This window comes from Cupriavidus sp. (genome assembly GCF_057315035.1).
In genome coordinates this window covers 83,384-97,816 of sequence record NZ_DBHKYV010000009.1, presented here as the reverse complement: position 1 = coordinate 97,816, position 14,433 = coordinate 83,384, and the positions used below count along the sequence as shown (strand labels likewise).

The window sequence follows — 14,433 nt, the reverse complement described above, 5'->3', positions numbered from 1 at the left end:
CTCGACCATGCATACCATTCTTGTCACCGCTCCGAAGCTCGCGCCGGCTGGCGTCGACCTGCTTGAGCGCGCCGGCGCGCGCGTGATCTACCTGGCCTCGGCCGACGACCCACAGGAAGTGGAGCGCATCATGGCCGCCGAACCCGTGGACGCGGTCATCTCGCGCACGGTGACGCTGTCCGCGCAGGCGATCGCGTCGTGCCCGACGCTGAAAGTCATCTCCAAGCATGGCGTTGGCGTCAGCAATATCGATGTCGACGCGGCGACGCAGCGAGGCATCCCCGTCTATGTGACACCCGGCGCCAATGCGCAGTCAGTGGCGGAGATGACGCTGGGCCTGATGTTCGCCGCCGCGCGCCGCATCGGCTGGATGGATGGCGAACTGCACGCAGGGCGCTGGTCGCGTGCGCAGGATGGCGTCGAATTGCAGGGCAAGACCATCGGACTGGTCGGCTTCGGGCAGGTTGGGCAGCGCGTGGCGGCGGTTTGCCTCGCACTCGGCATGAACGTCGTTGCATACGATCCCGCGCTGGCCGCAGGGCAGGGCCCGGTCGATGGCGCCACCGTCGTCGCGTCGCTCGATGCCTTGCTGGCGCAAGCCGATGTCCTGAGCCTTCACGTCCCGCTCAACCGTCATACGCGCAACATGCTGGGCGAAGCGCAGTTCAACCTGATGCCGAAGGGCGCGATTCTGGTCAATACGGCGCGCGGCGAAGTGGTCGACGAAGCCGCGCTGGTAGCCGCGTTGCAGGATGGGCGCCTGTTTGCCGCGGGCCTGGACACCATGGCAGTCGAGCCGCTGCCCGCCGATAGCCCGCTTGCCAAGCTCAAGAACGTAGTCCTGACGCCCCACGTGGGTGGCTCCACGCCTGCGGCACTGGCCGCGATGGCAGCCGGTGCCGCACGGAATGTGCTGGGCTGGCTGGACGGCAATCCCGTGGATCGCGCCGCCTGCGTCAATCCGCAGGTGTTCTCCTGATCCACGCGTTCACCCCCGTTCAACAGCTTCGATTTCACCAATTCAGATCCACCGGACAACATCATGAGCCAATCCGCAACTCCCTCTGCCGCGCAGTGGCCCGCTGGCTACCGCATCAATCCACGTGCCGACGGCCCGCATGCCGATATCGTGGCTGCGTTCCGCGAGGTACCGGTCGCCGCCATCGGCGATTCGATGAGCCGCAATATCGGCACCATCGGCTTGCGCCAATACCATCGCCGACTGGAAACCGTGTTGTGTGGTCCCGCCGTGACCGTACGCGTGCGTCCTGGCGACAACCTGATGATCCACAAGGCACTGATGATGGTGCAGCCCGGCGACGTGCTGGTGATCGATGGCGGCGGTGATGTCACCCAGGCGCTGGTTGGCGGGCTGATGCGTACCACATGCGTGGCGAAGAAGCTCGGCGGCCTCGTGATCGATGGCGCCGTGCGCGATCTCTGCGAATGGGCTGAAGATGGCATGCCGATCTTTGCCAAGGGGCACACGCATCGCGGGCCGAGCAAGGATGGCCCCGGCGAGATCAATATCCCGGTGTCGTGCGCGGGTCTGGCGGTCATGCCCGGCGACCTGATCATTGGCGATGCGGACGGCGTGATTGCGGTGCCGGCGGCAGAGGCCGCGCATGTGCTCGAACGCTGCCATGCGCATCTGGCGAAGGAAGCAAGGATCCGCGCGGAAAACGCCGCCGGTACATCGGACCCCGAACGTTTCGATGCCGCGCTGCGCGCCAAAGGCCTGCCCGTATAGCCAGTAGCAAATCAAAGAGAAATCAAAGAGAAATCAAAGAGGAAGGAGACAACAATGACATCCAGCATCGAACATGATTCCGCATACCTGCGGCGGCTTCTGCGCGGCGCGTTGACAATGCTGCCAGCGGTCGCGCTGCTTGGCGCGTGCGCCGTTACCGGCTCAATGCCAACCGCGCAAGACCCGCGCGTGGTCGAGGTGGCCCGCTCCGACCGTGTGGTCAACGCGGTGACCACCACGCCCGATGGCAGTCGACTGTTTGTCTCGATGCCACAGGTGGAAGGCCCCGGGGCGCAGGTGGCCGAACTCCGCTCAGGCAAGTTCGTGCCATACCCCAATCTTGAATGGAGCCTCTGGAAGGAGGGCGCCGACCCGCGTACCACGCTGCTGCACGTCAATACCGTGCGTATCGGTCCCGACGGTGATCTGTGGGTGGTCGATGCGGGCGGGTTCCGCGTCGGCGGCAAGGCAGTGAGCGGCGCGGCGAAGATCGTCAGTATCGATCTGAAGACCAACAGCATTCGCCGAATCTACCAGGCGCCGGCGTCGGTCATCGGCGAATACAGCTACTTCAACGATATCCGCTTCAACGGACGCAAGGCCTATATCAGCGATGCGGCTGCCACGCACCCAGGCGTGGTGGTACTCGATCTCGATACAGGTGCCATGCACCGCGCGCTCGACAACCATCCGTCCACCGTGGCCGCGTTCGCGATGATCGCCGACGGTGGCCGCACGATCCGGTTAAAGGATCCGATTCCCGACAGCAACGGCAAGCCCACATACAGCAAGTACGTCAACATCGACCAGATCGAGGTCAGCCCCGACGGCAAATGGCTCTACTACCAGCCGATTGGAGGACCGCTGGCACGCGTGCCGACCGCGCTGATCAACGATCCGGCTGTCCCGGCGGCAAAGGTGTCTGCCGCTGTCGAAAAGGTTGTCGATACCTGGATGGCGGCCGGCAGTGCGATTGACGCGGCGGGCAATATCTATCTGTCCGAGGTGACTAACCGTAGCGTCATGCGCGTGTCGCCCGACGGCAAGGTGTCGAAGCTGGTGTCCGACCCGCGCCTTACGTGGATCGACGCAATGTGGGTGGCAAATGACGGCAATCTCTACATGCCCGCCGCGCAACTGGACCGCACATCGGCAAACCTGGCTGGCGCCCCGGCGCAGATCGAGTATCCGGTGAAGATCTACAAGATGGCCATCCAGGCCCAACCGTCAGCCATCGATCACAAATAAGCAACACGTGTGCATTGCAGGCCGCTGCCATCGGCGGGGGCCTGCAGTTTTACAGGGATAGCGAAGCGGCGGCATACTTTTTGCGGCCTTCTCGCACGACACGGAAACCGTGCTAACGAGGAGCGCAATATGTTTGACTTCTTTCGAAAGAACCGTGACCGGCAGGAGCGGGAAGCGCGCCGCACCAGCGGTGACACCGGGCAATCGCCAAGCTGGAGCGAGCTGGAAGAGCGCGATGCCGCACAGCATGCCGACGAGCCGGCATTCGGCGGCGCCGGGTACTTCGGCAGCAGCGACAGTGGCGGGCAGTCTTTCAACAGCGCGCAGCGGGTATATCCCGGTGATCCCGGTTACAGCGAGCATCCAACTCGTCCGGTCATCTCCTCGCGTGTCTCGTCACATCCTGCCGGACCAAAGAACTACGAGCGTCAGGACGATCGCATACTGGCCGACGTCTGCGACCGTCTTGCAATGAACGAAGCGGTCGACGTCAGCGAGGTTACCGTGAGTATCGAACAGGGCCTCGTCAAGCTCGAAGGCTCAGTCGAAACCCGCGACGAAAAATATCGTATCGAAGAAATTGCCGTAAGGGTGTTTGGCGTGCGCGACGTGGTGAACCATATCCGCGTAGTGCGCGGCCGGGGCGGACTCGATGCTTCCGAGCGAGTGCTGAACCTGAGTTGACGATTTCCGGCCTGGAACAGCAAGGTAGCCAACGGGTGGAAATATGTGCAAGCGGTGGCCAGTCGGGGGTCTCGTCCTTACATGACATCGATCGGGGATCACCCGACGCCGCTTGCTTTCCAGCTCGTTTTCCAATCACGCCGGGTCGCCTGCATCCCCGAGGTTGGTAATGCCACCCAGGGGACGCACCCCTTGCCATGTGCCGGAAGCGATGGCGTCGGCAACCAACCGCAGGATCGCCGTCTCCACAGTCTTGCAGGCCAGGCTCAGGCGCGCCGAGCCTGCCACGCACAGGAACACGCGGCGCACCAGCGAGGAGTCGGAGATCGGCACGCAGGTGAATGCATCCGGGCGCTCGGTAGCCAATGCGCTCCAGGGCAGGATGGTCCAGCCCATGCCCGCGTTCACTGCGGGAAGCAGCACCGACACGGCACTCGTCTCTGCCACGAGCTTCAGTTCGAGTCCGGCGGCGATGAATGCGCGATCAGTCAGCACGCGCACGGAATTCGGAAAGCTGGGCAACAGCAGCGGCAGTGCCGCCATCTCGGCTAGCGTGAGGGCCGCGTCGCGGTGTTCGGACGCCGGGCCCACTGCCATGAGGTCTTCGTCGAGCAGCGGAATCAGATGCAGGTTGGGGCGCTGCAATGCATCCATGGCGATGGCGATGTCCAGCTTCTGCGCGGCCACCAGTTCCGCAAGATCCGCGCTGCTACCCTCCACGATCTCCACCGTAACATCCGGAACGGTCTCGTTGACGAAGCGGATCAGCGGTAGCGCCAGGACTCGCGAGGTACTGGTCGGCAGGCCAACCCGCACGTGGCCCGACGGCACGTCGCGCCCATGGCGCACCGCTGCCTGTGCCTCTTCCATCTGACGCAACACGATCTTGGCGTGACGGTACAGGATCTGCCCTGTCTCGGTAGGGCGCGCACCGAACGGTCCACGCACAAGCAGCCTCGCGCCAAGCTCGGCTTCGAGGTTGGCAACGTGCTGGCTTAGCGATGGCTGCGCAATATGCAGCGCATCGGCCGCGGCGGTAATGCTTTCGAGTTCGACAATGCGGGCGAAATAGCGGAGTTGCCGGAAATCCATGGCAAAGGCGGGCTGGTGGAAAGGATGCCCGACTGTAGCATGCAGCATTGCGCGTGCCGCCCGGGCATCCCATCCATGACTTCCACGTGTCGCTAGCGTCCTGCCGCCGGATCTGCCACCGGTAGGTCGATAAAGCAGCCGTGCTCGCCACCGAGCGAGAGCGTCAGTTGCGGCGGCCGCCCGTGCGGTACCTGCGGAAAGTGCCCGCGATCCGCGCCCGCGATGGATACGCGCAGGCGACTGCCTGCGGCCAGGGTCCACGCGACCGGCAGCAACGCGAATTCCAGCGGCACGCTGACACCAGGCACCAGCCGCTCGGCATCGGCACGACGGTGCGCGCGGTACGGCCACGTAGTGCGGTATTCGCGCGGGCAAGCTTCCAGCTGCCGATGCGAGGCACGCAGCATGCCTTCGGTGATATAGCGCACGGTACCGTCCGTTTCCACTTCCGACAGGTAGACGAACAATGCAGCATCCGGCTGCGACGATGCGACATCCAGATGCACGACCGCATGTCCGGCAATGGCCATCGGCGTGGCCAGCGGTGCGGAATCGAAATGGGGCAGGGCCTGCTCATGCTTTGCCCAGTCCGCGTAATAGTCCTCGATATTGGCCGCGCCCAGGCGCTCATAGCGCGTCAGGCGACCGGTGGACCAGTCGAAGCTGACCTGCGTATCGAGTGTGCTGGTCGACGATGCCGGCTGGCTTGCCAGCGCGGCGTCGTCTGCCAGATGGAAACGCTGCGTTGCGGGCGCGGGCGGCCAGTTGTCCGCCGCTTTCCACTGGTCGTCGTGGATGCTGTGGTAGTGCACGCGGGCCTCGCGATCGAGCCCGGTGGGCAGGTCCATCAGGTGATGGTCGAAGAAGCGTAGCACTTCGCCAAGTAGCGGAAAGTCGGAGGCGGCATGCGCGCGCCATGGCGATACATTGGTGCGCGCGCCGTGATCCCACGGGCCCAGCAACAGACGGCTGTCGTGCGATGGCAGCGAGAGGAAACGGGTGATGGCGCCGTTCGCATAGCCGCCGCCGTCGTACCAGCCAGAGATCGAGTACACGGCTACGTCTGGCTGGATGCCGTCCAGATAGCGATACGGGCTGCAACTGCCGGAGTCGAGTGACGGATCGTGGAACGCCGCGCCATCGCGGAAGGCAAACTCCGGCGCGAGGTCGGTCAAGGTAAAGTTGTTGCGGTGCTCCGCGACCGCTGCCGCCACCAGCGCGCCGTCGGCATCGTCATCAACGCGCTCGGGTCCGCAGAAGCGCGGATCGTTGAAGTAGGGGAAACCGGCAACCAGATCGCGGCGGTCCTGGTCGAGCGCGAGCATCAACTCGTCATAGGCCTGCACCCAGACCTTCGACAGCATGCCACCCGGGTAGAGCTGTTCGCTATAGATGTCGGACACCGAGAACAGCGGCGCAATGGCCTTGACCGCGGGGTGTCCGGTACTGGCCAGGAAGCAGGCGGCGGCGCCAAGGTATGAAATGCCCGTCGAGCCAATCTTGCCGTTCGACCACGGCTGGCTGGCAATCCACTCGGCGACTTCGTAGTAGTCATCGCGCTCGGTGGGCGAGCGCAGCGCGTCGCGCGTGCCAAAGCTCGCACCGGTGCCGCGCACGTCGACGATCACGACCGCATAGCCCTTTGGCACAAATGCGTCGCGATACTTCGCGCCGTTGGGGCTCGGTTCCGCTCCGGCGCCAGAGAGTCGGAAGCGTCGGTAGTACGGCGTGAAGATCACGACGGTCGGATACGAGTCGGGCGCCGTCGTGCCGGGCAAGGGTTCGGGCACGTAGATATCGGCGGCCAGGCGGCAGCCGTCGCGCATCGGCAGATAGCACGAGGCGGGTTGCGCCGGGACGGCAAAGGTGGAAACGCGGCTTGCCAGGTAGTTCGAGGGCGGCGTCAGCCAGGCGTTGCCGCGGGAATCGATGTCGGACATGAGGGGTTGCACGTTGCGTGGGTGATGCGGCCAATGGTACGGAGCGGGCTACGCAACGCGGAAAGACGAAATTCCGATTGGGTCATAGGGCAGACCTATGGCCAAAGCAACCGGCAATGCCTTAAGGCGCTTTGCATTGCGATCCGGACGCACAGCATGTGTGCATGAAAGGGCGTGTTGCATTGCAGCAGTGCAGATGCGCCCCAGTGTGAAGCTTGAAAACCTGGATACTCAAAGGGCATAGGCTTTGCCTATGTGGTCATCGGCAATCCGTATTGGTTCTGCGGCGCGTTGGTCCATAACATTGCGATGAATTTATGACGCGCTTGGCTTTGACGTGAGGTAACTGATGAACAGACGTTTGTTTGGTTGTGCAGTATTTGCGGCCGCGATGCTTGGCAGCGGTGTGGCCCTGGCGGATGACGGCTACCCGAATCGCCCGATCCGGTTGATCGTGCCGCAGTCTGCCGGCTCTGGCGGCGACGTGGTGGCCCGGCTGCTGGGAGAGAAACTCTCGAAGGATCTTGGCCAGTCGATCGTGGTCGACAACCGGCCCGGTGCGAACGGCATCGTCGCCATGACCACAGTCGCCAAGGCGTCGTCCGATGGCTATACGCTGCTGCTTACCGGCGTATCGCAGATCAGCTTCAACCCGCATCTGTATGCCTCGCTGCCGTACAACCCGCAGAAGGATTACACGTTTATTTCGCCGGTCGTCGATACGCCGTTCGTGCTGGTCGCCAGCAAGGCCAGCGGTATCACGTCGATGCCGGGCCTGATCGAGAAAGCAAAGCAGAAGCCGGGTGGCCTGACCTTTAGCAGCGCAGGCGTAGGCAATTCCACGCACCTGGCCATGGAGGTAGTGGCTGACAAGCTCGGCCTCAAGATGACGCACGTGGCGTACAAGGGCTCGGGTCCTGCGCTGACCGGCGTGGTCGCCGGCGAGGTGGACACCATGGCCAGCGTTCTTGGCGCCGCGCTGCCGCAGGTGACTGGCGGTACCGTAGTGCCGCTGGCGATCATGGGACCGCAGCGCGTCAAGGAACTGCCGAACGTGCCGACGCTGAAAGAGGCCGGCGTCGATGTACCGGTCTTGCCGAGCTGGTATGCGCTGGTTGGACCGGCAGGGCTCGATCCAAAGATTGTCAGCAAATTGAACGCCGCCGTGCAAGGCGCGCTGGCCGATCCGCAGGTCAAGGCCAAGCTGGCGTCGCTGTACCTTTACCCGGTGGCCGGCACGTCGGACGCCATGAAGCAGCGCGCCGCTACCGAGTCAAAGACCTGGGGCGAGTTTATTCGCAAGCGCGGCATCCAGAGTTCGTGAGCACAGGATCCTGCCCGTGGAGGGCAGGATCTTTGAATACCCGGGTCGCCCGGGTGTCAGGGCAGCAGGTGGGTATCGTTGGCAGCCTGCGGCGGCAACTTGATGGCCAGTGCCTTGAAGTCGCCGCTGGTCGCAAGCGAACCCGCATGCGCGACGTTTTTCGGGATGACGATCAGGTCGCCGGGGCCAACCTCGCGTTGTTCATTGCCCAGCCAGAACGTGCCCTTGCCTGCAATGATGAACTGGATCTCGTCCGCGCTGGTGTGGTAGTGCTTCGGCACGTTGCCGGCCTGCACCGCAATGGTCCCGCTTGGCGTCGCCACCAGCCCCTTGGTCCGCAGCGTGCCCATATTGGGAACCTGCGGTCCGATCTCCTCATTGGTCATGGCCGCCAGATGGTAGATCTGCGGCGCCAGCGCCGGGGGCGGGGTCTGTGCGTGGGCCGGCGGCAAGCCGGTGTGAGCCGCAAGGTAGCCGCAAGCAAAAGCGACCGGGATGGCGGTAAGAGCAGCAAATCGACGCATGTTTTGTCTCCCTTGGGTTGGTAGCGTTCATTGCATTAACACAACGCTTCATTCTCTGCGGTGCGCCCGGATTGTCTCACCGGGATTCACGCTGCGAATTTTGGGGGAAACCCGCAAGGCTTGACAGCCTTCCTGCGCTGGCGGAACCTGAACCATCAGAGATTCGCCGGGGGGCGTCATGACTGAACTCGACAAGGTGTTCGCAGGCTCGATCCCGAGGTTCTACGACTCACTGATGGTGCCCCTGATCTTCGAGGCCTATGCGGCCGACCTGGCGGCGCTTGCCGCGAGTTCCTCGCCCAATGCGGTGCTGGAAACGGCGGCCGGTAGCGGCGTGGTCACGCGGGCGCTGGCGCCGATGCTGGGCGTTGCTGCGCGCTACGTGGTGACTGATCTCAACCAGCCGATGCTCGACTATGCGGCCAACCGGCAGGGCGCCGATAGCCGTATCGAATGGAAGCAGGCGGACGCGCTCGACCTGCCGTTCGACGATGCGTCGTTCGACGTGGTTTGCTGCCAGTTCGGTGTCATGTTCTTTCCCAACCGGATCGACGGCTACGCCGAGGCGCGTCGCGTGTTGCGGCCCGGCGGGCGGTTGGTCTTCAATGTCTGGGATCGCATCGAAGAGAACGTCTTTGCCGACGATGTCACCAATGCCATCGCCACGGTGTTTCCGCACGATCCACCGAGATTTCTTGCCCGCACGCCGCACGGCTATCACGATATTGCCGTGATCCGCGACGAGTTGACTCGCGCAGGGTTTGCCGGCATCGAGATCGCGACACGCGAGAAGCTCAGCTACGCGGCCTCGGCACGCGACGTGGCTACCGCCTATTGCCTTGGAACGCCGCTGCGCAATGAGATCGAGGCGCGCGATGCCGGCTTGCTCCAGTTTGCCCTGGACCAGGCAACAGACGCGATCGCCAGGCGCCATGGCCAGGGCGCAGTGGCCGGCAAGATCCAGGCGCATGTGATCGTGGCAACACGATAGGGGTGTCGACGGCGGCCCGGCTTATAATTCGCCGGCCTTCCGCCATTGTTGCCATGCCATGTCCGCTGTCCCGCCCGTCGAACCCGTCCGCCATCCTGGTGCCATTGTCATCGGCGGTGGCCCGGCCGGCCTTATGGCGGCCGAGATGCTTGCCGCGCAGGGCATAGCGGTGAATGTCTACGATGCCATGCCATCGGTGGGACGCAAGTTCCTGATGGCCGGCAAGGGCGGCATGAATATTACCCACGCGGAGGCGGCCGATGCCTTCCTGGGCCGCTATGGTGCGCGTGCGGACCGGATCGGTTCCTTGCTCGACATTTTCGATGCTGACAAGCTGCGTGCCTGGGTGCATGCGCTGGGCATTGATACCTTCGTCGGCAGTTCAGGACGCGTGTTTCCCACCGACATGAAAGCCGCGCCACTGCTGCGCGCATGGCTGCATCGGCTACGCGAATCGGGAGTGCGTGTGCATGTAAGGCACCGGTGGATCGGATTCAGCGAATCCACCGATGGCTGGCATGTACTGCGCTTCGCCACCCGCGAAGGCGAGATCGAGGTGGCGGCGCGTGCAGTCGTGCTGGCGCTTGGCGGCGGCAGTTGGGCACGGCTTGGATCCGATGGCGCGTGGTTGCCGATGCTTGCAGCGCGAGGTGTCGATGTGGCCCAGCTACAGCCTGCCAACTGCGGTTTCGATATCGAATGGAGTGAGCTGTTCCGCGCGCAGCATGCGGGCGATCCCGTAAAAGCGGTGGCGATCGATGTCACCACGGCCGATGGCGTGGCATTGCACCGGCAAGGGGAGTTCGTGATCAGCGAGTCTGGTATCGAAGGCAGTCTGGTCTACGCGCTATCCGCACCGATCCGCGACCTGATCGCCGCGCACGGGTTCGCAACGATCACGCTGGACCTGGCGCCGGGGCGCTCGGCCGAGGATGTCGCCGCCGAAGTCGGGCGGCCGCGCGGTTCGCGTTCGGTGTCCAGCCATCTGCAAAGCCGGCTGGGTATTACCGGCGTCAAGGCGCGCATGCTGCGCGAGGTCTTGTCGAAGGAAGCGATGCACGACCCCGTGGCACTGGCAACTGCCATCAAGGCACTGCCGGTGCGGCTGGTGCGCGCGAGGCCGATCGATGAAGTCATCAGCACGGCAGGCGGCGTACGCTTCGAGGCGATGGACCATCGGCTGATGCTGGCCGCGATGCCCGGCGTGTTTTGCGCCGGCGAGATGCTGGATTGGGAAGCGCCGACCGGCGGCTACCTGCTGACGGCTTGCTTTGCCAGCGGGCGGGCGGCCGGGGCGGGTGCCGTGGAGTACTTGCAGGGCTGAGCGATGCCGATGCCGGCATCGTGCTATCCACCCCCGCGTTCCAGGATCTTGTACAGATGCGAGCGAGAGATGCGTAGCTGTTCGGCAGCGCGCTTCTTGTTGCCGCCATGGCGCGAAATTGCCTCCAGCACCGCCGTATAGGCGAGTTCGCTCATGCCGCCAGCCGGCACTGCCAATGCGTCGCGCGTGGAGGAGGGTGATGCGGCCACTGTCGCTTGCCCTTCTGCAAGCGCTTCTGCATTCGCTGCTGCTTGCACTTCCGCTACGGATACCGCTGCTGCCGCTTCGGTAGCGCTCTCGACAGGCGGCTCCATGCCATACGGCCCGCGCGCTGCTTCGCCGCGCGCGAAGTCCGCCACGCGCAACGTGCGGCCATCGCAGAACACCAGTGCTTCCTCGGTGCGTTGACGCAGTTGGCGGACGTTACCGGGCCACGGCTGGCCGGCCAGATGGCGGGCCACATCATGGTCGATACGCGGCGCCGGCATGCGGTTGCGGGCGCAGAAGGCTTCAACGAAATGCTGCAGCAGTGCCGGGATATCCTCGCGCCGCTGGCGTAACGCCGGAATGCGTAGTACCACCCCGCTGAGACGGTAGTAGAGATCCAGCCGGAAGCGCCCGGCGTCGATCAGTTCGGAGATATCGCGGTTGGTGGCCGAGACCAGCCGGAAGTCGACCCGCTGGGCGCGTCGGCTGCCAAGGCGTTCGACCATATGGTCTTCCAGCACGCGCAGCAGCTTGACCTGCATCTCCATGGGAATGTCCGCGACTTCGTCCAGGAAGACGGTACCGTTCGACGCCAGTTCCAGCTTGCCCGGTTGTCCCTGCCGCTGGCTGCCCGTGAAAGCGCCCGGCGCGTAGCCGAATAGTTCCGACTCGATCAACGTGGCGGGTAGTGCCGCCAGGTTCAGGCTGACCAATGGCCGCTCCGCGTGGCCGGCGCCGTCAGGTTCGTTGCCCGCGGCATGGATCGCGCGCGCCACCAGTTCCTTGCCGGTTCCGCTTTCGCCTAGTATCAGCACTGGCACATCGAGTCGTGCCACGGTCTGGATTTCACGGCGCAGGCGCTGCATCGGCGCACTTTCGCCGATCAGTCCCAGCGATGGCTGCTCGTCGCGCAATCCGCTGAATTCCCGCTGGTAGCGGGCCACTTCAGAGCGCAGTTCCGTCAGTTCCTCGTGCATGCGCACCAGCGCTTCCGGCCCCTTGAACATGACCTGGCCAATCGCACCAACCACTTCGCCGCCCTGGCGTATCGGGATGCGATTGACCACGCGCGTCACGCCGTTCAATTGCTGCAACTGGCCGATCTCGGCCTTGCCGCCGGCCACCACCTGCGGCAGGCGCGAGTTCGGTATCACCTCGGCAGCAGGACGGCCGATGCCGGCACCGACCTCAAGACCAAGAAACTTTTCATGGACCGGACTGATAAAGCGCACGCGGCCGTCGCGGTCGACCACGGTGATGGCCTGGTAGGGATCGTTGAGGAAGTAATCGAGGATGGCGCCGGCAAACGGCACGGTGCCAAGGAAGTCGAGCAGCACGGACTGCGAGTCCGCGTGGTGCAGCACGGTCAGCCGATGGCCGCCGTCTTCAAGGCACACACCGACGTACTGGTGCGCGCCGGCTTCGATCGGGAATAGCGTCCGACCCTGCCAGGGTTCGGCCGCGCGGCGCCATGCCGCTTCCGCCGCTTGCGCAACCGAAGCGTCGGCGCAGGCGCCAAACGCCGCCAGCCGGGTGCCGTCGGGGCCATGTACAAGCACGCCGAGCGCTGGCGCCGCACTCATCTGCGGTGTTGTCACTGAGGACACCGTGTCTCCTTGGGTATCTTTATGTGTCTCTATTGCGGACACTTGTGTGTAGCTGTGACGGACATGTTAGCGGCGTCGCGCGGATTTCTCAATCAAATCAATGCCGCAATACGCTGGCATGACTCGTGCGCTATATGGCTCACGCATTGAAGACAGAAATCCTGGAGACACAACGTGAGCTGGCAACCCGAAGTCGACGAACTGACCTACCGGCGACGGCTTGCCGCGCGAATGGGCGGGGAAGACAAGGTGCAACGCCACAGGGCAGCCGGCAAGCTGTCGGTGCGCGAGCGCATTGCGCAGATTGCCGATGCCGGGTCGTTCCGGGAAGTTGGCGGACTCAGCGGCAGCGGCCGGTATGACAGCAACGGAAGGCTGGTCGACCTGATTCCGTCGAACCTCGTCATGGGCCGTGCCCAGGTGGAAGGCCGGCCGGTGGTGCTGGTCGGCGATGACTTTACGGTGCGCGGCGGTGCCAATGACGGCGCGGTAGGCGACAAGCTGGTCCATGCCGAGAAGATGGCACACGACCTGCGCCTGCCGATGATCCGGCTGGTCGACGGTACCGGCGGTGGCGGCTCGGTGCGCAATATCGAGATCAAGGGCCACACGCTGATACCGACAATGAGGGTCTGGGAGCACGTGGTGGAGAACATGGCCGCGGTGCCCGTGGTGTCGCTGGCGCTCGGTTCCGTGGCCGGCATGGGCGCGGCGCGCGTGGCGGCCAGCCACTATTCGGTCATGGTCAGGGAGACCGCGCAACTGTTCAACGAGGGGCCGCATTCGGTGGTGGCCCGCGTCGGGCAGACCGTCACCAAGAACGAACTGGGCGGCAGCCAGATCCACACCCGCAACGGCGTGGTTGACGACGAGGTGGCCACCGAGCAGGAGGCGTTCGCGCGTGCCCGCCGCTTCCTGTCGTACCTGCCGGCGTCGGTCCATGAGCTGCCGCCGCGCATGGCGCCGGTCGACGATGCTGGCCGCCGTGACGACTGGCTGCTCGCTGCGATTCCGCGCGATAGCCGCGCCGACTACCCGATTCGCCCGATCGTCGAGACGCTGGTGGACCAGGGATCGTTCTTCGAGATCGGCGCGCAATGGGGGCGGGCAATCGTCACCGGGCTAGCCAGGCTCGATGGCTGGCCGGTAGCGCTCATCGCCAGCGATCCGTCGTTCCATTGCGGCAGTTGGGACAGCGCCAGCGCGGAGAAGCTCACCCGTTTCGTCGACATGGCGCAGACCTTCCACCTGCCCGTGGTCAATCTGGTTGACACCGTGGGGCTACAGGTCGGGCTGGAGGCCGAGATGGCCGGCATCATGCGTTATGGCGTGCGTGCACTGGCTGCCGTGTACCAGACCACGGTGCCATGGTGTTCCATCATCTTGCGGCGCGCCTATGGCGTGTCGGCGGCCGGCCATCAGCATATGGGACGGTACAACGTCCGCTATGCGTGGCCATCGGCCAACTGGGGTGCCTTGCCGATCGAAGGCGGACTCGATGTTGCCTACAAGGCCGAGATCGAGGGTGCCGACGATCCGGTGCAGAAGCGCGCCGAAATCGAACAGCGCGTACGTAGCCTGAGTTCCCCATTCCGCAGTGCAGAGGCATTCGTGATCGAAGACATCATCGATCCACGCGATACCAGGGCGCTGCTGTGCGAATTCGCCAACCTGGCGGCGCCGCTACGCGAGACCGGTATCAGCCGGTTCGGCATGCGGCCCTGACAGGCGCATCGATACCT

12 protein-coding genes are annotated in these 14,433 nt (G+C 64.4%); 8 read left to right on the top strand and 4 right to left on the bottom strand.

What is annotated here, in order from left to right:
- Positions 1-7: 7 nt before the first annotated feature.
- The 4 genes from ACO550_RS14395 to ACO550_RS14380 all read left to right on the top strand — a co-directional run bounded on the left by ACO550_RS14395 (position 8) and on the right by ACO550_RS14380 (position 3,682).
- Positions 8-979 (top strand): NAD(P)-dependent oxidoreductase, encoded by a 972-nt coding sequence (locus tag ACO550_RS14395; RefSeq protein ID WP_315593114.1) that lies wholly within the window; start codon positions 8-10, stop codon positions 977-979.
- Positions 980-1,042: 63 nt separating this feature from the next.
- Positions 1,043-1,750 (top strand): RraA family protein, encoded by a 708-nt coding sequence (locus ACO550_RS14390; protein WP_315593115.1) that lies wholly within the window; start codon positions 1,043-1,045, stop codon positions 1,748-1,750.
- Positions 1,751-1,804: 54 nt separating this feature from the next.
- Entirely contained in the window at positions 1,805-2,998 is a 1,194-nt protein-coding gene (locus tag ACO550_RS14385) for an SMP-30/gluconolactonase/LRE family protein (protein WP_315593116.1), read from the top strand.
- Positions 2,999-3,127: 129 nt separating this feature from the next.
- Positions 3,128-3,682, top strand: a complete 555-nt coding sequence (locus tag ACO550_RS14380; protein ID WP_315593117.1) for a BON domain-containing protein — start codon at positions 3,128-3,130, stop codon at positions 3,680-3,682.
- A 135-nt stretch (positions 3,683-3,817) separates the two neighbouring features.
- Here the strand turns inward: ACO550_RS14380 and ACO550_RS14375 are convergent, their stop codons facing one another.
- Together ACO550_RS14375 and ACO550_RS14370 are read right to left on the bottom strand one after the other, a co-directional pair.
- A complete protein-coding gene (locus ACO550_RS14375; protein ID WP_315593118.1) occupies positions 3,818-4,822 on the bottom strand; it encodes a LysR substrate-binding domain-containing protein in 1,005 nt (334 codons plus the stop codon).
- A 44-nt stretch (positions 4,823-4,866) separates the two neighbouring features.
- Positions 4,867-6,714 (bottom strand): CocE/NonD family hydrolase, encoded by a 1,848-nt coding sequence (locus tag ACO550_RS14370; protein WP_315593119.1) that lies wholly within the window; start codon positions 6,712-6,714, stop codon positions 4,867-4,869.
- Between the two features lie 349 nt (positions 6,715-7,063).
- On the opposite strand from ACO550_RS14370, the gene ACO550_RS14365 reads away from it, so the two are divergent.
- Positions 7,064-8,038 (top strand): tripartite tricarboxylate transporter substrate-binding protein, encoded by a 975-nt coding sequence (locus ACO550_RS14365; RefSeq protein WP_315593120.1) that lies wholly within the window; start codon positions 7,064-7,066, stop codon positions 8,036-8,038.
- Between the two features lie 56 nt (positions 8,039-8,094).
- Here ACO550_RS14365 and ACO550_RS14360 read toward each other — a convergent pair whose 3' ends face one another.
- A complete protein-coding gene (locus ACO550_RS14360) occupies positions 8,095-8,562 on the bottom strand; it encodes a cupin domain-containing protein (RefSeq protein ID WP_315593121.1) in 468 nt (155 codons plus the stop codon).
- 178 nt (positions 8,563-8,740) lie between these two features.
- On the opposite strand from ACO550_RS14360, the gene ACO550_RS14355 reads away from it, so the two are divergent.
- Positions 8,741-9,553, top strand: coding sequence for a class I SAM-dependent methyltransferase (locus tag ACO550_RS14355; RefSeq protein WP_315593122.1), 813 nt, complete (start codon positions 8,741-8,743; stop codon positions 9,551-9,553).
- 58 nt (positions 9,554-9,611) lie between these two features.
- On the top strand, positions 9,612-10,877 hold the full coding sequence (locus tag ACO550_RS14350) for a TIGR03862 family flavoprotein (protein WP_315593123.1): 1,266 nt from the start codon (positions 9,612-9,614) through the stop codon (positions 10,875-10,877).
- 23 nt (positions 10,878-10,900) lie between these two features.
- On the opposite strand, the gene ACO550_RS14345 is transcribed toward ACO550_RS14350, so the two are convergent.
- Positions 10,901-12,667 carry a sigma-54 interaction domain-containing protein gene (locus ACO550_RS14345; protein WP_315593189.1) on the bottom strand — a complete coding sequence of 589 codons (1,767 nt, stop codon included), beginning with the start codon at positions 12,665-12,667 and terminating at the stop codon, positions 10,901-10,903.
- 198 nt (positions 12,668-12,865) lie between these two features.
- Between ACO550_RS14345 and ACO550_RS14340 the strand changes: the two genes are divergently transcribed.
- Entirely contained in the window at positions 12,866-14,416 is a 1,551-nt protein-coding gene (locus ACO550_RS14340; RefSeq protein WP_315593124.1) for an acyl-CoA carboxylase subunit beta, read from the top strand.
- The last annotated feature ends 17 nt before the right edge of the window (positions 14,417-14,433 follow it).

Coding starts and splice junctions, on each gene's coding strand:
- ACO550_RS14395 (WP_315593114.1), top strand. CDS start 8: ATGCATACCATTCTTGTCACCGCTCCGAAGCTCGCGCCGGCTGGCGTC.
- ACO550_RS14370 (WP_315593119.1), bottom strand. CDS start 6,714: ATGTCCGACATCGATTCCCGCGGCAACGCCTGGCTGACGCCGCCCTCG.
- ACO550_RS14365 (WP_315593120.1), top strand. CDS start 7,064: ATGAACAGACGTTTGTTTGGTTGTGCAGTATTTGCGGCCGCGATGCTT.
- ACO550_RS14375 (WP_315593118.1), bottom strand. CDS start 4,822: ATGCTGCATGCTACAGTCGGGCATCCTTTCCACCAGCCCGCCTTTGCC.
- ACO550_RS14380 (WP_315593117.1), top strand. CDS start 3,128: ATGTTTGACTTCTTTCGAAAGAACCGTGACCGGCAGGAGCGGGAAGCG.
- ACO550_RS14350 (WP_315593123.1), top strand. CDS start 9,612: ATGTCCGCTGTCCCGCCCGTCGAACCCGTCCGCCATCCTGGTGCCATT.
- ACO550_RS14355 (WP_315593122.1), top strand. CDS start 8,741: ATGACTGAACTCGACAAGGTGTTCGCAGGCTCGATCCCGAGGTTCTAC.
- ACO550_RS14360 (WP_315593121.1), bottom strand. CDS start 8,562: ATGCGTCGATTTGCTGCTCTTACCGCCATCCCGGTCGCTTTTGCTTGC.
- ACO550_RS14345 (WP_315593189.1), bottom strand. CDS start 12,667: ATGAGTGCGGCGCCAGCGCTCGGCGTGCTTGTACATGGCCCCGACGGC.
- ACO550_RS14385 (WP_315593116.1), top strand. CDS start 1,805: ATGACATCCAGCATCGAACATGATTCCGCATACCTGCGGCGGCTTCTG.
- ACO550_RS14390 (WP_315593115.1), top strand. CDS start 1,043: ATGAGCCAATCCGCAACTCCCTCTGCCGCGCAGTGGCCCGCTGGCTAC.